An 18,881-nucleotide genomic window follows, 5' to 3' on the forward strand; every position below is an offset into this window, starting at 1 on the left:
CAAGACATGGGGAGTGCCGGAGCAGGAATGGGCGCCTATATCATCCGCCGTCTCTTGCTGATGATCCCGACGGTTTTCGGCATCATGGCCGTCAGTTTCCTCATCACGCAGTTCGCGCCGGGCGGCCCTGTAGAGCAGGCCCTGGCCAATCTCTCCGGACAGAATTCAGGCATAATCGAGCGCGTCACCGGCAATCAGGCCGGTGACTTTGCCGGCCAGCCCAGCCAGGGCAACGGCGCCTATCGCGGCAGCCAGGGCCTGGCGCCCGAATTGGTAGCCCGCATCGAAAAACAGTTCGGTTTCGATAAGCCACCGCTCGAACGCTTCTTTTCCATGCTGGGCAATTATCTGCGCTTCGATTTCGGCGAGAGCTATTATCGCGACATCTCAGTGATCGATCTGATCCTCGAAAAAATGCCGGTCTCGATCTCGCTGGGCCTGTGGATGACGCTAATCGCTTATGGGGTCTCTATCCCCCTGGGCATTGCCAAGGCGGTACGCGACGGCTCGCGCTTTGATGTCTGGACATCGACCATCATCATCATCGGCTACGCTGTGCCCGGCTTTCTGGTGGCCATTGTGCTGGTGGTGTTCTTTGCCAGCGGGAGCTTTTGGCAATTTTTCCCGCTCCGTGGCCTGACCTCGCCGGGTTGGGAACACTTTCCCTGGTGGCGGCAGCTGCTCGACTATTTCTGGCACCTGGTCTTGCCCATCACCGCCATGGGCCTGGGTGCCTTCGCCACCGCGACATTGCTCACCAAAAACTCCTTCCTCGACGAAATCGGCAAGCAATATGTGGTGACCGCCCGCGCCAAGGGCCTGACTGAAAATCAGGTGCTCTATGGCCACGTCTTCCGCAACGCCATGATGCTGATCATTGCCGGCTTTCCCGGCGCCTTTATCGGTGTGTTCTTTGGCGGCTCGCTTCTGATCGAAACCATCTTCCTGCTCGACGGCTTGGGGCTGCTGGGCTTTGAGGCCGTGGTCAATCGCGACTATCCGGTGGTCTTTGCCACCCTCTATATTTTCTCCCTGATGGCGCTCGTCATCGGGCTGATCTCGGACCTGACCTATATGTGGGTCGATCCGCGCCTCGATTTCGAAAGTCGCGACGTATGACACTGGCCGCCGGGACATCGCCAACCAGGCCGCCTCGCCTTTCCGCGCTCAATCAGCGGCGGCTTGCCAATTTCCGCGCCAATCGGCGCGGCTGGTGGAGTCTCTGGGTCTTCCTGTTTTTCTTCATCCTCTCGCTTGGCGCTGAATTTGTCGCCAATGATCGGCCTATCCTGGCGATGTATAAGGGCGAACTGCTGGTCCCCGCCTTTGTCGACTATCCCGAGTCCAAATTCGGCGGCTTTCTGGGGCTGACCAATTACCGGCACGAGGTCAATATCGCTGAGATCGAGGCCAATGGCTGGATGCTTTGGCCGCCCATCCGTTTCAACCACAATACTGTGGACACCTATATCGCCTTTCCCGGGCCCAATCCTCCCTCTTGGCTATTGACCCGTGAACAGCTCTGCCAAAGGTATCCTGCAGGCACGGCCGACCCGCTCTGCGTGCCCGGCAATTACCATTGGCTGGGCACAGATGGGGGCGGCCGCGATGTCCTGGCCCGGCTGATCTATGGCTTCCGCATCTCGATCCTGTTCGGCCTGGTCCTGACCATCCTCTCCTCGATCATCGGTGTGGGCGCTGGTGCCATACAGGGCTATTTCGGCGGCTGGATCGACCTGGTCTCCCAGCGCCTGATCGAAATCTGGAATTCGGTACCCTCGCTTTACCTGTTGCTGATCATCTCCTCGGTGATTGCCCCCAGCTTCTGGGTCCTGCTCGGCATCCTGTTGCTATTTTCCTGGGTCACGCTGGTGGGCATTGTGCGCGCCGAATTCCTGCGCGCCCGCAATTTCGAATATGTCAGCGCCGCGCGCGCCCTGGGCGTATCCAACCGCATCATCATGTGGCGACACCTCCTGCCCAATGCCATGGTGGCAACGCTGACCTTCATGCCGTTCATCCTGTCGGGCTCAGTGGCGACACTGACCTCGCTCGATTTTCTCGGCTTCGGCCTGCCGGTGACCTATCCCTCGCTCGGCCGTCTGCTGGCGGAAGGCAAATCCAGCCTCGACGCCCCCTGGCTGGCGCTGACCGGCTTTTTCACAGTGGCGGCGATGATGACCCTGCTGGTCTTTATCGGCGAAGCGGTCCGCGACGCTTTTGATCCCAGAAAGACGTTCCGATGACGGCCCCTCTGCTATCGGTCCGCGACCTCTCCCTCAGCTTTGGCGCCACCCAAGCTGTCGACGGCGTTTCATTTGATCTCGCGGCTGGCGAAACAGTCGCTTTGGTCGGGGAGAGCGGCTCGGGCAAATCGGTAACCGCCCTATCGATATTGGGGCTGCAACCACCTGCTGCCACGATGACTGGGGAGATTCTGCTTGACGGCACCGACTTGGCCCGCGCCGACGCGGCGGCGCTGCGCGCCATTCGCGGCAATCGTGTCGGCATGATCTTCCAGGAGCCGATGAGTTCGCTCAATCCGGTCCATACGATCGGCCGCCAGATCGGCGAGGTCCTGGCAATCCACCAGGGCCTGCGCCGCAATGCCGCCCGGGCCCGCACCATCGAACTGCTGGACGCCGTGGGCATTCCCGACCCGCAAAGCCGGGTGGACGATTTTCCGCACCAGCTCTCGGGCGGCCAGCGCCAGCGCGCCATGATCGCCATGGCCCTGGCCAATGATCCCAAAATGCTGATCGCCGATGAGCCGACCACCGCACTCGATGTGACGGTTCAGGCGCAGGTACTCGATCTGCTTAAAAGCCTGCAGCGACAGAATGGCATGGCGCTGCTCTTCATCACGCATGACCTGTCCATTGTCCGTCGCATAGCCGACCGCGTCTGCGTGATGACCCGGGGCAAGATCGTCGAAACCGGCGCCGTGGACACCATCTTCGATAACCCGCAGCACGACTACACCAAGCGCCTCCTGGCCGCCGCACCCTCGGGCAGCCCTCCGCCCTTGCCCAAAGATGCCTCCAGCATCATCTCGGCCAGCGACCTCAAGGTCTGGTTTCCCGTCAAGCGGGGCCTGTTGCGCCGCACAACGGGCCATATTCGCGCGGTCGACGGCCTCGATCTCGATATCCGCAAGGGCGAGACCCTGGGCGTGGTGGGCGAGAGCGGCTCGGGCAAGTCCTCGCTCGGCTATGCCCTGCTGCGCCTGATCCCCTCCAAGGGCCGCATTGTCCTGCTCGGCAATGACGTGCAATCCCGCTCCTGGCGACAATTGCGCCCCTTGCGCAAACATATGCAGATCGTCTTCCAGGACCCGTTCGGTTCGCTCAGCCCGCGCATGTCGGTGGGCGAGATCGTCGAGGAAGGGCTCAAGGTTCATATGCCCGACCTGTCGACCGAGGAGCGCACAAACCGGGTCGGCGCAGCCCTGGACGAAGTCGGTCTGGATGTGGCGACGGCCGCGCGCTATCCGCACGAATTCTCCGGCGGCCAGCGCCAGCGCATTGCCATTGCCCGCGCGCTGGTGCTCGAGCCCGACTTCCTGGTTCTCGATGAACCGACCTCGGCGCTGGATGTGTCCATCCAATCCCAGATCATCGACCTCCTGCGAGCGATCCAGCAGCGCCGGCAACTGAGCTATCTGTTCATCAGCCACGATCTGCGCGTGGTCAGGGCCCTCGCGCATCGATTGATCGTCATGCGCAGCGGACGCGTGGTCGAACAGGGCCGGACCGAAGACATCTTCGCCCAGCCGCGCGAACTCTATACACGCCAATTGCTCTCCGCCGCTTTCGACCTGGCCGCGCCACCGATTGTGACGGAGGGCGCATTGCCGACACCGCCCGCGACCGAATAGTCTTTGCCCAATCCACTCCTGCGGAGCCAAGCCATGCCATTGCCCTTCAAGCTGTCCTCGCTTCTCCTGACGGGCCTTCTCGCCCTTGGCTTGGCCGCCCCGGCCCAGGCGCAAACACCCACCGATGTCTGGACCAATGCCTTCACGCTTGAGGGCGAGCCCAAATATGGGCTCGACTACACCCATTTCGACTATGTCAATGTCGATGCTCCCAAGGGTGGTACGGTGCGGTTGGGAAGTCTTGGCGGCTTCGACACCTTCAACCCCATCCTGCCCAAGGGCGAAGTGGCCGGCGGCATCGGTCTGCTCTACGAAACCCTGATGACCCCATCGGCGGACGAGTTAAACACCTACTATGTCCACCTGGCCGAAGCGCTCAAGATCGCGCCCGATTATGGCGCAGTCACCTTCCGCATGGACCCCGATGCCAAATGGCATGATGGCGAACCGGTGACCGCCGAGGACGTCGTCTGGACCTATGAGAAACTGATCGAGGTCAATCCCGATCGTGCCCAATATTATGCCAATATCACCTCGGCCGAAGTGACCGCACCGGGTGAAGTCACCTTCACCTTTGACCAGACCGACAATCGCGAATTGCCGCTCATTCTGGGTCAATTGCTGGTCCTGCCCCAGCATTGGTGGGAGGGTACTAATGCCGAGGGCGAGGCACGCGATATCGCCCAATCCACCCTGGAACCACCGCTCGGCTCCGGCCCCTACCGCCTCGCCAGTTTCGATGCCGGCCGGTCTATCACCTATGAGCGGGTTGAAGACTATTGGGGCGCCGATCATCCAACCCAGGTGGGGCAGAACAATTTCGATGAATACCGCATCGAATATTTCCTCGACCTGACCGTGCAATTCGAGGCTTTCAAGGGTGACCAGTTCGACTGGTGGAGCGAGAACCAGGCGCGTCGCTGGGCCACCGCCTATGATTTCCCTGCCGTCACCGAAGGCCGTGTCGTCAAGGAGCTGTTCCCGCAGGATTATGCCGATAGTGGTCTCATGGTCGGCTTCATCATGAATTTGAGGCGCGACAAGTTCGCTGACCCCAAAGTGCGCGAGGCGCTCAACTATGCCTTCGATTTCGAAGAGCTGAGCAACACGCTTTTCTATGGCCAGTATGAGCGCATAGACAGCTTCTTTTTCGGACTGCCCTTCAAGTCTTCCGGCCTGCCAGAGGGCGAAGAGCTGGAAATTCTCGAAAGCATACGCGATCAGATTCCCGCCAAGGTCTTCAATACGCCCTATGCCAACCCGGTCAGCGGCAATCCCACCAGGCTACGCGAGAACCTGCGCACGGCGGTCAATCTCTTTGCCGAGGCTGGCTATAAGCTCGAGGGCACGCAGATGCTCGCCCCCAGCGGTCAGCCCTTCACCTTGGAAATCCTGCTCAATGGCCCCACCATCGAGCCCGTAGCGCAAAACCTGGTCACCAATCTCGCCCAGATCGGCATCAACGCCACCATCCGCACCGTGGATAGCCCTCAATTCATCAACCGCGCCCGCAGCTTTGACTACGACATGATCTATTCGGGCTGGGTGCAGTCCTTCTCGCCCGGCAATGAGCAGCGCTTTTTCTTCGGCTCATCCACGGCCGATCAGCAGGGCGCACAGAATTATGCCGGCGTGGCCGACCCGGCGGTCGACGCCCTCATCGAAAAGCTCATCGTCGCTGATGACCGCGAAACGCAGGAAGCCGTCACCAAGGCGCTGGATCGCGTGCTCCTGGCCAAGCATTTCGTCATCCCCAGCTATACCTTGCGCACCACGCGCTCGGCCCGCTGGGACCGCTTCAGCCGCCCCGAAGAACTCCCCGCCTTTTCGTCGGGCTTCCCCTCGCTCTGGTGGTGGGATGAGGCCAAGGCGGAAAAGACCGGCGGGGCGGGGCAATAGCGGTTCGGCAGGCCAAACCTCGCCGGTGGGGGTCATTCTCCTGCCGGCGAGGCGTCACCCCACCCGCAGTCCCTCCCCATCAAGGGGAGGGAGGCGCAGGTTGCGGCGTCGGTGTTCATCGTCTCCCTCCCTCTTGTGGGGAGGGACCAAGGGTGGGGGTAGGCCACGCACAGGAGGCCCGAACGTGCCTCATTGCCCGCGAGCCCGTCACCCCAACCGTCTCCCACAAGGAGAGAAGGGGTGCCCTCAATAATCCTTCTCGAAGAACACCCCGACGCTGGAATTGCCGTCCTGCCCGGCTGATCCCTTGATGGTGAGGTCCTCGGTCACGTCGAGATTGATACTGACCTTGGACTGGCCATTGGCGCCTGCCGTCACCCCGAGATAGACATTGTCCTGGATATAGGTTCCGGCCTGAACGCCGACATTGCCATCATCGTCGGTGACCACGTCGAGATCGGCCAGACCGGCGGCCCCGCGCAGGCTCTCCACCAGACCGCCACCACCACCGCCCCCGACCAGTTCGGCCGCCGCGGCAGCCAGTTGCGCAAGCTGGATCGGCGACAGCTCTCCCATCGAACGCTTGAAGATCAACCGGCTCAGAACCTCATCCTGCGGCAGGACGGGGTTGGAACTGAAGGTAATGTCGGGCGCCGAAGCCCGGCCCGACAGCGTCACGAAGACCGTGATCCCATCGCCCTCGGCCCGGGCCACGAAATTGAGCTGCGGGTTAAGGTCACCCACCAATGTCACCGTACCGGTTTCAAAGACGACACGCTGGCCCAGGATCGACAGACGGCCGCGGATGAGATTGAACGCCCCCACCGGCCGCACATTGGTCACGGGACCCGTCAGGCGCACCGAACCGCCCACCTCGGCGTCGAGGCCGCGTCCGCGAACAAAGATTTGGTTTGGCGCGTTGACATTGACATCGAGCTGCAATTGCGGCCCGCCACCAGCCGTGGCAACACCTGTCCGATCATTGATTTTTGCCCGATCCAGCGTCCGCTGCACAGCGTCAGGCGCGCGCCGGTGTTCGACATCAATCAACTGCGCCCCGCCGCCCAGGCTTTCGGGGACGGTGATATTGGCTTGCTCGACAAAGACATTGCCCGCCAATAGCGGCGCGCCGGTGAGATTGCCGGTCAGGGTAAGCCCGCCCGACAGCGTAGCGACAAAGAGATCGCCATCGGCATAGCGTGCCGAATTGATCTGCAGGGACAGATTAGCCGGCATGCCCCCGATCAGGCCTATGCTGCCCGATCCCGACACGCTGCCGCCTGTCGCCAGATTGGCCGAGAGGCTTTCCACATTGGCGCTGGTGCCAGAAAGCGCCACGCGGGCGGCAATGCCGGTCAGGCGCAGATTAAGCTCGGGATCGACATATTCGGCACCGGTCGTCGCCACATTGCCGGAAAATTGGGGGCTGGTCAGGCTGCCACCGACCCGCGCATTGAAATTGGCCGTGCCGGCCAGCCGCGCGCCCCGGTCGGACATAAATCTATTGGCCAGGGCCAATGGCGCCGAACCGTCAAGCGAGAGCGACACGCCATTCCCCGCCAGTGGCACGCGGCCCGCCCCCCGCACCGACAATCCGCTATTGCCGCTGGCGCTCAGACTATCGAGCGTTGCGACATTGTTCGCATAGCTGCCAGAGACAGCAAGGCTCAGCGGCGCAATCCCAAAGGGTGCGATGGCACTCGCCCCAACCGCGTTGGCACTGGCCTGGAAAACAACCTGCGGGTCCGAAGCGGCGCCTGAAACCGTGGCCCGCCCGTTGAGCGTCCCGGACAATCCGAGATCCGCCACCACCGCATTGGCGATGGACAGCGGCAATTCGGCAATGTCGACCACCATCTCCAGTGACTGGCCTGCCGTTCCCGTCGCTGTGATGCTGCCAGAGCCGACATTGAAGCGCAGGGCATCGAGCGCAACACTGTCGCCCGCGACCATCAACACAGCCGGATTGGCGAGCCGCGCCGCAAGCGCGCCCTGCTCCAGATTGGCGCGGTCGAGCGCCAGCCGATAGCCTCCATTCACCGGGCTTAAGGACCCTGTAAGATCGATATCGGTGCCGGTCGCCAGCCCCGCCTGCGCATCGAAGCTGGTCGTTTCGCCGGACTGGCTCGCGCGGGCCGAAAGCCTTTCCACCTCCACTCCGCCGGCCGTTATGGCGCTGGCCGTGGCCGTGCCATTGATCGCGGGAACGCCGAACAGGTCCGAAATGCCCGCCGAAATATCGGCGCGGCCCACGGCAATATCGTTGATCCGCAGATTGGCGACATTGGCGCTAACGCCGGCGCCCTGTTCGCCATTCTGCGGCGTCAGCTCAATTGCAGCATTGATCGCGCCGGACGCATCGGCCAGCAGCAGCGCCGCCGCCAGCGAGATATCCGTCGCAGCAACGTCCAGCCGTCCGTCAAGGAGACCCGTTTCGACCATCCGGGTCAGGCCGCCCGACACCTGGGTCCCGGCGATATCGAACGCGATGCCGGAGAGAATCTGGCTGTCTCCATCGGTCTTAAAGTGCGTTTCCAGGCTGGCGCGATGACCATCGAGCATAGCCACGCCCGTTACATCGCCATTGACCACATCCTCGAGCACTGTCGCAGCCACGCTCAGTTTGGCATCGCGCAGCCCATAGCGACCCAATGATCCGCTCGGCACCTCGCCATCGAGCACCAGCACCAGAGGTGCATCCGCCTCGGCGGACCGCGCCGAGCCACGCACCGCCAACGCACCGCTGGCCTCCTCTGAGACAAGGCCGAGATCGGCCAGATCCAGGGCGACGTTGAAATCGGACACCTCGCTGGCATAGCTGCCATCGGCCCGGAACTGCACCTGATCATTGGCAATGGTGAAATTGTCGGCGTCTATGCCCGCCTCAGTACGCGCCAACCGCCCGGACAGGTCGACCCGCCCTGCCAGCAGTTTGTCAGCAGTGGGGTCATCGACCCGCAAATCGGTACCCGTACCGTCGAAAACCAGGTCGAACCCACCCGAAACTGGGAATATCTGCCCGTCAGCTGTCAGCTCCAGCGCGCCCGAAAGCGAGCGTCCGGCCAGCGCCGAAAAGGGTGCAATGCTCCCGGCCGCGATCCGGACCTGCCCGTCGAAATCGGTCCCGTCGATCTTCCCGGCCATAGCGGCCGTCAGCGCCTGCCCGGCCACACGCAGTTCGGCCAATTCGATCGGCTCGCCCGCATTCCAGAGCCCGGCAAGCCCGAGCCCGACCGAATTTCCCAGCGCCGCTTCCACGCCCGGATCGGCCGAAATCCCCGACAATGCGCCATCGCCGTTGAAGGTCACCATGCGCCGGCTGGTGTCTTCGAGATTGCGCGCCACCCCGCCAACACCGAGGCCGAATGTCTGCGCGGCAAAACCATCGGTTTCGAACCCCTCAAGATCGAACCGCGCCTGCCACTCTTCGCTGGCATCGGTACCGAAGGCCACACGGATTTGTCCGCCCTGGACAAGGGTCGAGCTGCCCGGCACCGGCAGCGTAACCTTGCCGCCCTCGGGATCGGCAATAGTAGCGGTGAGATCGAGCAAGCTGAGGAAATTGTCCGCCGTGGTCCGGGCCCGGGCCGTCAAGCCCAATTGCCCGCCACTCAGCGTCAGGTTGGAAATATCCAGCCCACCGGCGCTGCGCACCAGCGCTTCCGTCGTCAGCCGCGTCTCGGCACCAAAAAACGCCCGATAGGGTTCGGCAATCAGGGTGGAAAGCGGACCACCCAGATTGGCATTGATCGCAAAACCGTCCTCCCGCTGGGCGATGACCGCAGTGCCTGCCAATGCCAATTGGTCATTGGCCAGCAATTGCATTTGCGTGGTGAGATCGGCCACCGGCCCCTCGCCCTGAAGGCTCAGCGTCATGGCCGGCCGGTCCTGGATATTGAGCAGGTTCGCCAGGACGCCATTGGGCGGCTCCATCAGCGACAGCCCCAGATCGATTGTATTGCCCTCGCGCCGATAGACGACATCAAGGTCCAGCGTGCCGCCTGGACCATCGAGCCGCGCGATATCGAGCACGGCATCGAGATTACCGCCTTCCAGCGTCATCGATCCGTTGAGAGAAATTTCCGAGCCCAGGCCGAACACACCCTCGCCAAAGGTAACACTCGGCACGGCCAGTTCGCCGATCTGGATGGCCACGGGAAATTCCGGGATTTCCAGTGATCCGGCTTCCGGCGGCGGCAGGTCGACCGCACCCTCTACCGGGATGGCGTTGCGGATATAGTCAATGGATTCCGCGCGCAGCGAGTTGACTTCGAGCCGCCCGCCGAACAAAGCCGCCTGGTTCCAGTTGAGACTGGCATTATTGACCCGAAGCCAAACCCCTTCGGCATCGGAAATAGTAATCTCGCGGATCGATACGTCCGAACCCAGAATACCATCGATATTGGAGAGCCGTATCTGCCGCTCGGGCGTGGAGAGCTGGCCTTCGACAAATCCGGTCAGCCAGTCCTTCTGCTCCTCATTGTTCATGTCCTGGGCCACGAGGGCCACCGGCACGGCAGCCGGCGCCAGCAGCAGCGCGGCAATGAAGAAGCGGCGGCGGTTCTTTTCAGACAAACCCGCCATCAGAAAGCCTGCCCGATGCCAGCATAAATGGCATAGTCTGGATCGCCCGCCTTGCGGTTGAGCGGCACGGCCACGTCCAGACGCAAGGGTCCCAAACCCGTATAATAGCGGATGCCAAGCCCGGCGCCGAGCCTGAGGTCCTCAAGGCCCGGGAACGTATCGGCCGCCACATAGCCGCCATCGAGAAAACCGACCACGCCGATATCCTCGGTTACCTTCGCGCGTGCTTCGAGCGAGGCTTCGAGCAGGTAGCGCCCGCCCGTCACATTGCCCATGCCATCATCGACACCGATGGACTTGAAGGCATAGCCGCGCACCGAGCCACCACCGCCGGCAAAGAACAATTTGTCAGGCGGAATATCGACCAGGGCCGGTCCGACCACCGCACCAGCCTTGAGCCGCCCCGCCAGCACGAACGGGTCGTTCTCACCAAAGCCGAAATAAGTCCGCCCCTCGACCACCAGCCGTCCACCCGGATTGCCGCCGAGCAGGTCGAAAAAGGGCTCGACATTGGCCGAAGCGTACCAGCCCTCCGTCGGATCGACGCTGCTGTCGCGCCCGTCATAAACCACGCCCGCATAGAGCCCGGCTGTCTGGAAGTCGCGGGTTCCGAAAGTGTCGTCGAACCGCGCCACCTCGAAGCTGGCGCCACCTTCAAAGGTCAGCTCATCCGAAAAGAACCAGCTCAGTCCGATGCGTCCACCGGCCGACGTTTCCGTATATTTTGGATAGATGGTCCGTTCCGCCGAAATCGAGGCCACCAGATCCACGTCCGGATGATAAAATCCCGGCTTGGTGAAGGTGCCGCCGATAAAATAGTCGAACTGGGCCGTATCGATCGGCCAGGCAATGCTGGCCACCCGCGCATCGAGCCGCAGCCTTTCGGCCTGGCCGAAGAGATTGCGCCAGAGGTGATAGCCCTCAAGCCCCAGCCCATCCACGGTGGAGAATGTCGCGCCCGCACCGAAGCGCCGCCCCGGCAATTCTTCCACGATCAACTCATAGGGCAGCAATCCGTCACTGCCGATGCTCTCGGCGGCTTCGAGACGGGCGGCCCGGAACACCTCCAGCCGGTCGAGCCGCTTCTGCGCACGCTCGATATCGTCCGGATCGTATTCCTGCCCCACAGCGAGGCCGGTCTGCTGCGCCACGAAATCCGGATTCATCCGGGCCGTCCCGGTCACCCGCACCGGCCCGAATGCCGCCAGGCGCCCCGGATCGACCGTGATGGTTGCAGCAACCGTATTGGTCGCATGATCGGCCACAACGTCGCGCGAGACGATCCTGGCCTTGGCATAGCCCTGCTGCCGCCAGGCCCTCAGCGCCAATTGCTCGGCCCTTAAGATCACGGCCGACCGTGCGATTTCCCCCGCGCCGAACCCGCGCAGCACCGGCAGATCGACCTGATCATAGGGATCGGCGGTCGGCGGCGCCTGGTTGACGATCGAGACATCGCCGAAGCGGAACAGCGGGCCCGCCGTCACCGCTATTGTAACGTCCACCGGATCGGGCAGGTTTGTATCGGGCGCCAGGCTTGCCGCCTCTTTTCCACCGATACGGATGCTTACCGCCCCGCCATAATAGCCCTCGCCATATAGCGCCGCCAGCAGCCGCCGATAGTCCCCTCGCGCCTTGGCGATCAGTCCTGCAGCGCCCGAGGCCGGCTCGGCCTCGTCAGCTAACAGGGCTGACGCATTGCGCAATGCCGCCTCGACATTGCCGCCCTCGCTGGAGGTGAAGGTGACAATATAGGGCTGCGGATCGACGATCACCGCTTCGGCATCGATCTCGGACTGGTCCTCGAAGAATTTCATGCCGAACAGTTCAAAGCCGGCAGCCGGCAGCGTCGCTCCGGCCGATAAGGCCAGACCGATGCACAAGGCGCCAAAACTCGATACCAGACGCGCGCTTCGCAGTGCTCTATCCCGCCCTTTTACGCTTCTACCAAACCGGGCCGAAGCGATGATTACCGCATGGACGGAAAGATCGCGTTAATCCTTCCCCGCCCTCTTATGCTCCGGCCAAAAAGGCGGAGATTTCATGGCAAGTTTAGGGCCACCACCGGCAGACGAATACCCTTTGCATTGAATTTGTTCGATTTTGACCCGCGATCCGTGGCCGATGGGTCACGCTTCGAACCGTCCCGCAGGGCCAATCATGTCAGTGGCGGGACACCCAGGCACCCCACTCCTATTCCCTGGCCAGCGCCTCGACCGGGTCGAGCCGCGCCGCCGAGCGGGCCGGCATGAAACCGAAGACCACCCCGATAATACTGGCCGACAGGATCGCCAGCACGATCGATTCGGTCGAATAGGCCAGCCGCGCCCCCGAAACGATGGTCGTCAGCCCCTGCCCCAGCGCAAAGCTCAGCGCCACGCCAGCCGCGCCGCCGGCAAAGCAAACCAGCACCGCCTCGGTGAGGAACTGGCGCATGATGTCGCTGCGCCGCGCCCCCACCGCCATGCGGATACCGATTTCCTTGGTTCGCTCGGATACTGAGACCAGCATGATATTCATCACCCCGATGCCGCCCACCACCAGGGAAATGACGGCAATGGTGGAAATGAGAATGGACAGCGTCGCCGATGTGGACTGGATGGTCTCACGGATAGTATCGGTATTTTGCAGGAAAAAGTCCTGCGTATCGCCATGCAGCCGCGTCAGCAATTCGGTGATCTCCGCCTCGGCCTGGCCGGTGTCATAGTCATCGGCCACGCGCACGGCGATGGCATTGAGATAATCCTGGCCCAGAATGCGGCTCATTGCCGAAGTATAGGGCACATAGACATTGGCATTATTGCCGCCCGGCCCAAAGCCCGTGCTGGTCTCGACGACCCCGATCACCCGCACCGGCACCCTGCCCAGCATGATCACCTCGCCCAGCGGATCCTCACCATTAGCGAATATGGCGTTCACCGCATTCTGGTCGATAACCGCTTCCTGCGCCATATTGGCGATACTGTCGGCGTCAAAGCCCGAGCCGGCGGTAAAGCTGCGGCCATTGACCTGGAAATAATCCGCGCCGACCCCAGTCACAGAGGCATTGCTGGCCGAGTTGCGATAAAGGGCGGTGGCATTGGCGGAGACCTGCGGAGTGACACTATCGGCATAGGCCTGTTTGGCCAGCGCCTCGGCATCCGTAGCCCGCAGCGTGCGCACCCGCCCCGAGCGCATGTCGCCATAGCCGGAGCCGGGATAGACATTGATCGTATTGGTGCCGATCGAGGAAATGTTTTCCAGCACAGCCTGCTGGCTGCCCTGCCCCAGCGCCACGACCGCCACCACCGAAGCGATGCCGATAATGATGCCGAGCATGGTTAGGAACGTCCGCAGCTTATGCGCGCCCATGGCCCGCAACGCCATGCGCAGCGCTTCGCCCATGCTGTCCAGCCCGCGCCGCCAGCTTGCGGCAGTTTTTATGCCCGGCTCTGTCCTGGCCACCCGCCGGGGCTCGACATTGTGCCGGTCGGCGATGATCTCGCCATCGGCAATTTCGATCACGCGTTCGGCCTGCGCCGCGATCTGCGGATCATGGGTCACGATGATGATCGTATGACCATCGGCGTGCAATTCCTTGAGCAGGGCCATCAATTCCCTGCCCGAATGGGAATCCAGCGCACCTGTCGGTTCGTCGGCCAGAATAACCTCGCCGCCATTCATCAGCGCCCGCGCCACGCTGACACGTTGCTGCTGTCCGCCCGAAAGCGCGTTGGGCCGGTGATCCAGCCGTTCGCCCAGGCCCAGACGGGTCAGAAGCGCAATGGCGCGCTCGCGCCGCGCCGCAGCATCGACACCGGCATAGACCGCCGGCACTTCAACATTTTCCACCGCGTCGAGATCGGGCAGCAATTGATAGCGCTGGAAAATGAAGCCGAAATGTTCGCGCCGCAGCGCTGCCAATTCGTCGGCATCGAGGGAGCTGACGTCCTTGCCCGCAAAGCGATAGCGGCCCTCGCTGGCGCGATCCAGGCACCCCAGAATATTCATCAGCGTCGACTTGCCTGAACCGGACTGCCCGATAATCGCGACCATCTCGCCGCGATATATCTCGAGATCGACGCCCCTGAGCACAGCCACCGATTCCGGGCCCGCCTGAAAGCGGCGCACCAATCCTTCGATCGAAATAATCGGCGCCTCGGCCGCGACTGGCTTTGCACCAAGCCGGTTCTGATCGCTGACGTGACGGTTCATCGCCCGCCTAGCCCCCGCGCCGCATCAGCATCGGCCCGCCAAAGCCACCCGGACCGTCGCTGCGGGTGGTGGTCAGCCGGGCGCCGGTGCCATTGACCACCTGATCGCCTTCCTCGAGCCCGGAGATGATTTCAGCGCTGATATTGTTGTTGAGCCCGACCTCGATCCGCGTCGGGCGGATTTCTTCTGTGGCCGGATCATAAACCGGCACCATTGTGCTGCCATCCGGCGCCTTGCGGGTCACAAGGCTGGCGGGCAGCGTCAGCACATTGCGGGCTTCCGCCAGAATGATGGTAACCGACGCTGTCATCGAAATGCGCAGGCGATGATCGGGATTGGGCACATCGAACAGCCCATTGTAGTAGACGGCATTGCCCGAACTGTTCGTGTCGTCGGCAATCGATGTTGGTGCCGGTTCGATCTCGCGCAATGTGGCCTCGATGCGTCGGTCCGGCTCGCCCAATATGGTGAAATAGACTTTCTGGCCCGGTGTCACCTTGACCACGTCGGCTTCCGAAATTTCGGCCTTGATGACCATGGTGTCGAGATTGGCGATTTTGGCGATGGTCGGCGTCGTCGAATTGGCATTGACCGTTTGCCCCTCCTCCACCAGCAGGGCCACCACCGTCCCATCGGCCGGCGCCACGATCTGGGTGCGCGCCAGGTCCAGCTCCGCCGATTCCACCGTCAGTTCGGCCTGGGCGATCTGGGCGTCAAGCTGGTCGATCTGGGCGCTGGCCTGCTCCACGGCGGCCTGTGCGGTTTCCAGGTCGGTCTGCGAGACCAGGCTATTGGCGCTCAATTGCTGCTGCCGGGCCAGCGCCGCTTCGGCCTTGATCAGCGTGGCTTCCTGATTGCGCCGTTGCGCCCGGATGCCGGCCAGCGCCGCTTCCGCGGATTTGACCGCATTTTCCTGATTGAGGCTGTCGATCTCGGCGATCAACTCGCCTTTCGCCACAGTATCGCCCAGGGCGACATGAACCGCCTTGATGCTGCCCGAAACCTCGGCGCCCACGCTGACCAGCGCGCTCGCTTCCAATACGCCTGATGCCAGAACCGTGGTTTCGATATCGCCGCGCGCCACGGACACGGTGTCAGGCGCGGTGCTGGCCTGTGTCGGACCCAGAAAATACCACCAGCCCCCCGCCGCAGCGCCACCCAAAACAAGAAGGACAAGCAGAAATCGGAAAAATCGCTTCATGGCTCGCAGGAGCTCTCAATCATTGCAATATGCCGTTTTCATACGCCCAAAGTCCGGTAAATTCACGTTAGCTCTGAGCAAGGCGCATTAAACTTTGGACATGTTGACGAGGCCAGGCCCGCGGTCCACCCTGCGCCGCACACTGTGAACACATCCCCTCAGGACCCCTATGTATCCGCTGCTCGATCCCAGCCGCTTTGTCGTTTTTATCACCGGCGCCACGTCCGGCTTCGGCGCCGCCGCCGCCCGCCGCTATGTGGCTGCCGGCGGCAAGGTGATCGCGACCGGCCGCCGTGAGGATCGCCTTCTGGCCCTGCGCGACGAACTGGGTCACGACAAATGTCATATCATCCCGCTCGACGTGCGTGATCGCAATGCTGTCGAGGCCGCCATCGCCGCCATTCCTGCGCCCTTCGACGCTATTAATGTGGTGCTGGCCAATGCCGGCCTGGCCTTGGGCTTGCAGTCCGCCCAGGAGGCCGACCTCCATGACTGGGAGACCATGATCGACACCAATATCAAGGGCCTGGTCTATACAATTCGCTTGCTGCTGCCGGGCCTGATCGCTCGGGGCGGCGGCCATGTGGTGACCATGGGTTCGGTGGCCGGCGAATTCGCCTATCCCGGCGGCTCGGTCTATGCCGCCTCCAAGGCCTTCGTGAAGCATTTCGCCCTCTCCATCCGCTCGGACCTGCAGGGCAAGAATATCCGCGTCACCGATATCGAGCCGGGTCTGACCGAAACCGAATTTTCGCTGGTTCGCTTCAAGGGCGACGAGGACCGGGCCGGCAATGTCTATGCGGACACCAAGGCCATGAATGCCGACGATATCGCCGAGTCCGTCTTCTGGGCGACCTCGCTGCCCGAGCATGTCAATGTCAACAAGATCCAGTTGATGGCCACCACCCAGGCCATCGGCCCCTTCGACATCTATCGCGAGAAATGATCTAGAGCGCGAGGAAAGCCACCGTATCGGGATCGACGGGAATGCCCTGGGCATCGCGTCGATCCATCTCCGCCCATTCCCGGTCGCCCGGCGCCATCACCCGGCCCCCTTCGCGCACGGACGAACCGCGCAGGGCACCGAGATAGGTGGTGATGGCCGAAGCGAACACCGCCCGGCCGGCAAATTTGTCCGGATCGATGACCATCACGAAATGCCCCATATTCCTTGGGCTCGAAATATCGGCGCCGCCATACATGGGGATGAAATCGGGGTCGAGCGTCGTGCCGGTCAGGAGCGCGGAAAATAGTGTCGCCACCCCGGCCAGGCCCGCTCCCTTATAACCATAATCGACCCCGCCAAGCGGCAAGAGCATATCGGCCTCATGCGGGTCGGTGGTTGGCTGACCATCCTCGGTCGCCGCAACGCCGACCGGCAGGCTGGCGTTCAGGGACCGGTGCAGCAGCACGCGATTGAGCGGTATGGACGATGTCGCCATGTCGAGCAACCAGGGGCGGCTATCCGGCACCGGCGCGGCAAAGGCCAGCGGATTGGTGCCATGAAACTTCTGCGCCCCGTCGAACAGGGCCACCATGGAATCGGTATTGGTCGTGGCAAAGGTGACAAATCCCTGTTCGGCGCCCGCCAGGGCATAGGCACCCGCCGCGCCGTAATGCGAGGAATTCTTGATCCCCACTGCGCCGATCCCGGCCTCCCGCGCCAGGTCCATGCCCACCTCGACCGCCTTATAGGCCGCATAATGCCCCAGCCCATCGTCGCCATCGACCATGGCACTGCCTGCGCCGCGCCTGTCCACAACCAGTTGCGGGTCCTTGTTCAGCCGCCCGCCGTCCAGCATCGCGCAGTAATGCCCGGTCAGGCGCACACCGTGGCTGTCGATGCCCAGCCGGGAGGCGTGCATCATCGCCTGTACCGCCGCCGCCCGCGACGGCGCGCTCGCGCCCGCCTCGGCCAGCCTGGCCTTGACGCGTGCGGCAAGCAGCGTTTCGGCAAATCGGGGGGCGTCACTGTCCACGGCGCGTCATCCTTATAGATCTCGTTCTGAACGGCCGAGGTGCAAAGCAGCAGTCTCCGGCCAGTCGGCCTATTGGCTCGACAGGGGGCACCATGAGGTCTTGGTGTCTTTGCTGTCTACCGTCATGCCTCCACCGCATGACCCATTCCGCAACTTTGTGCTGGCACCCATCGCTCAGCGGGCTATGCTGGACCGACCAAGTAGAGACTGCCCATGCCCCAAGCACCCGATCCGATCACCCGCAATCTCTGGCACGTTGTCGCCGCAACCGATGAATTGCCCATCGGCCTTGTCGAAACAACGCTCCTGCTCGATACGAAACTGGCGCTGACGCGCGGCAATGACGGCGAGCCGGTCGTCTGGCTGCGCAGCGATGAGGAGCGCGGCGACGAGATCGATCCCGATACAGTGCTCGAACGCCTGCCGGTCCGCACCGCCTATGGCTATACCTGGACCTGCCTTGGCACACCCAACCAGGACCTGTTCCCCATTCCCGAATTTGCCGAGCCCGACCGGGTGAACATGAGTTGCGGCTCCATCGGCATCCACGTCTCGGCCCCGCGCGCCGTCGAGAACTTCCTCGATATGGGTCACTTCCCTTATGTCCATACCGACATTCTCGGCTCCGAACCCCATACCGAGGTCAAGGAATATGACGTCGAGGTCTCCGAGGAGCGCGATGAGGTCCTGGCTACCAAATGCCGCTTCATGCAGCCCCGCGCCGCCAAATCGGCCACCCATGCCATGGAGGTGGAATATGTCTATCGCGTGCCGCACCCCTTCTGCTCGGTGCTCTACAAGTCCTGCCCCGAGGACGAATCGCGTCGCGACGTCATCGGCATCTTCCTTCAGCCCATGACCGAGGAGCGCTGCCGCGCCCACCTCCTGCAATCCATGATCGACTCGACCTCGACCATCACCGATCTCCGGCGCTTCCAGCAGACCATTTTCGGTCAGGACAAGCCGATCCTCGAAAACCAATATCCCAAGAAGCTGCCGCTTGACCCACGTGCGGAAACCCCGATCCGCGCCGACAAGAGCGCCATCGCCTATCGCCGCTGGCTCAGCCAGAAGGGCATCACCTATGGGGTCATTCCCCAAGCGAGCTGATTGCTCGGCTGCCGCCTCGTACGCCAAGGCCCCCGGCAGC

At 62.6% G+C, this 18,881-nt stretch carries 11 protein-coding genes; 6 read left to right on the top strand and 5 right to left on the bottom strand.

Annotated features, from left to right (window positions below):
* The first annotated feature begins 27 nt into the window (after positions 1-27).
* Genes V8Z65_RS13280 through V8Z65_RS13295 form a run of 4 tightly spaced genes read left to right on the top strand, consistent with a single transcriptional unit; the run spans position 28 to position 5,776 of the window.
* The gene (locus V8Z65_RS13280; protein WP_338720630.1) at positions 28-1,119 is read left to right on the top strand and encodes a microcin C ABC transporter permease YejB; all 1,092 of its coding nucleotides are present in this window, start codon (positions 28-30) and stop codon (positions 1,117-1,119) included.
* Positions 1,116-2,246 carry an ABC transporter permease gene (locus V8Z65_RS13285; RefSeq protein WP_338720631.1) on the top strand — a complete coding sequence of 377 codons (1,131 nt, stop codon included), beginning with the start codon at positions 1,116-1,118 and terminating at the stop codon, positions 2,244-2,246. Before V8Z65_RS13280 ends, V8Z65_RS13285 begins: the two co-directional genes overlap by 4 nt.
* Complete coding sequence (locus tag V8Z65_RS13290; protein ID WP_338720632.1) at positions 2,243-3,877, top strand: ABC transporter ATP-binding protein; 1,635 nt, start codon at positions 2,243-2,245, stop codon at positions 3,875-3,877. The genes V8Z65_RS13285 and V8Z65_RS13290 overlap by 4 nt, the downstream gene beginning before the upstream one ends.
* A 33-nt stretch (positions 3,878-3,910) precedes the next feature.
* Positions 3,911-5,776: an extracellular solute-binding protein gene (locus V8Z65_RS13295; protein WP_338720633.1), complete on the top strand. Its 1,866-nt coding sequence runs from the start codon at positions 3,911-3,913 to the stop codon at positions 5,774-5,776.
* Between the two features lie 246 nt (positions 5,777-6,022).
* Here the strand turns inward: V8Z65_RS13295 and V8Z65_RS13300 are convergent, their stop codons facing one another.
* From V8Z65_RS13300 to V8Z65_RS13315, 4 genes are all read right to left on the bottom strand, one after another.
* On the bottom strand, positions 6,023-10,360 hold the full coding sequence (locus V8Z65_RS13300; RefSeq protein WP_338720634.1) for a translocation/assembly module TamB domain-containing protein: 4,338 nt from the start codon (positions 10,358-10,360) through the stop codon (positions 6,023-6,025).
* Complete coding sequence (locus V8Z65_RS13305; RefSeq protein WP_338720635.1) at positions 10,360-12,174, bottom strand: autotransporter assembly complex family protein; 1,815 nt, start codon at positions 12,172-12,174, stop codon at positions 10,360-10,362. The genes V8Z65_RS13300 and V8Z65_RS13305 overlap by 1 nt, the downstream gene beginning before the upstream one ends.
* A 376-nt stretch (positions 12,175-12,550) precedes the next feature.
* A complete protein-coding gene (locus tag V8Z65_RS13310; protein WP_338720636.1) occupies positions 12,551-14,551 on the bottom strand; it encodes a MacB family efflux pump subunit in 2,001 nt (666 codons plus the stop codon).
* 7 nt (positions 14,552-14,558) lie between these two features.
* Positions 14,559-15,752: an efflux RND transporter periplasmic adaptor subunit gene (locus V8Z65_RS13315; protein WP_338720637.1), complete on the bottom strand. Its 1,194-nt coding sequence runs from the start codon at positions 15,750-15,752 to the stop codon at positions 14,559-14,561.
* A 169-nt stretch (positions 15,753-15,921) separates the two neighbouring features.
* On the opposite strand from V8Z65_RS13315, the gene V8Z65_RS13320 reads away from it, so the two are divergent.
* Positions 15,922-16,698, top strand: coding sequence for an SDR family NAD(P)-dependent oxidoreductase (locus tag V8Z65_RS13320; RefSeq protein ID WP_338720638.1), 777 nt, complete (start codon positions 15,922-15,924; stop codon positions 16,696-16,698).
* 1 nt (position 16,699) lies between these two features.
* On the opposite strand, the gene V8Z65_RS13325 is transcribed toward V8Z65_RS13320, so the two are convergent.
* On the bottom strand, positions 16,700-17,731 hold the full coding sequence (locus tag V8Z65_RS13325) for an Ldh family oxidoreductase (protein WP_338720639.1): 1,032 nt from the start codon (positions 17,729-17,731) through the stop codon (positions 16,700-16,702).
* Between the two features lie 213 nt (positions 17,732-17,944).
* Here V8Z65_RS13325 and V8Z65_RS13330 point away from each other — a divergent pair, with 213 nt between their 5' ends.
* Complete coding sequence (locus V8Z65_RS13330; RefSeq protein WP_338720640.1) at positions 17,945-18,841, top strand: aromatic ring-hydroxylating dioxygenase subunit alpha; 897 nt, start codon at positions 17,945-17,947, stop codon at positions 18,839-18,841.
* Positions 18,842-18,881: the final 40 nt, after the last annotated feature.

Origin of the sequence: Devosia sp. XK-2, from assembly GCF_037113415.1 — a bacterium.
Classification (GTDB): domain Bacteria; phylum Pseudomonadota; class Alphaproteobacteria; order Rhizobiales; family Devosiaceae; genus Devosia.

What these genes read in the sequence shown, in the direction of transcription:
- V8Z65_RS13315 (WP_338720637.1), bottom strand. Translation starts at nt 15,752, where the DNA reads ATGAAGCGATTTTTCCGATTTCTGCTTGTCCTTCTTGTTTTGGGTGGC.
- V8Z65_RS13305 (WP_338720635.1), bottom strand. Translation starts at nt 12,174, where the DNA reads ATGAAATTCTTCGAGGACCAGTCCGAGATCGATGCCGAAGCGGTGATC.
- V8Z65_RS13330 (WP_338720640.1), top strand. Translation starts at nt 17,945, where the DNA reads ATGCCCCAAGCACCCGATCCGATCACCCGCAATCTCTGGCACGTTGTC.
- V8Z65_RS13295 (WP_338720633.1), top strand. Translation starts at nt 3,911, where the DNA reads ATGCCATTGCCCTTCAAGCTGTCCTCGCTTCTCCTGACGGGCCTTCTC.
- V8Z65_RS13320 (WP_338720638.1), top strand. Translation starts at nt 15,922, where the DNA reads ATGTATCCGCTGCTCGATCCCAGCCGCTTTGTCGTTTTTATCACCGGC.
- V8Z65_RS13285 (WP_338720631.1), top strand. Translation starts at nt 1,116, where the DNA reads ATGACACTGGCCGCCGGGACATCGCCAACCAGGCCGCCTCGCCTTTCC.
- V8Z65_RS13290 (WP_338720632.1), top strand. Translation starts at nt 2,243, where the DNA reads ATGACGGCCCCTCTGCTATCGGTCCGCGACCTCTCCCTCAGCTTTGGC.
- V8Z65_RS13310 (WP_338720636.1), bottom strand. Translation starts at nt 14,551, where the DNA reads ATGAACCGTCACGTCAGCGATCAGAACCGGCTTGGTGCAAAGCCAGTC.
- V8Z65_RS13280 (WP_338720630.1), top strand. Translation starts at nt 28, where the DNA reads ATGGGCGCCTATATCATCCGCCGTCTCTTGCTGATGATCCCGACGGTT.
- V8Z65_RS13300 (WP_338720634.1), bottom strand. Translation starts at nt 10,360, where the DNA reads ATGGCGGGTTTGTCTGAAAAGAACCGCCGCCGCTTCTTCATTGCCGCG.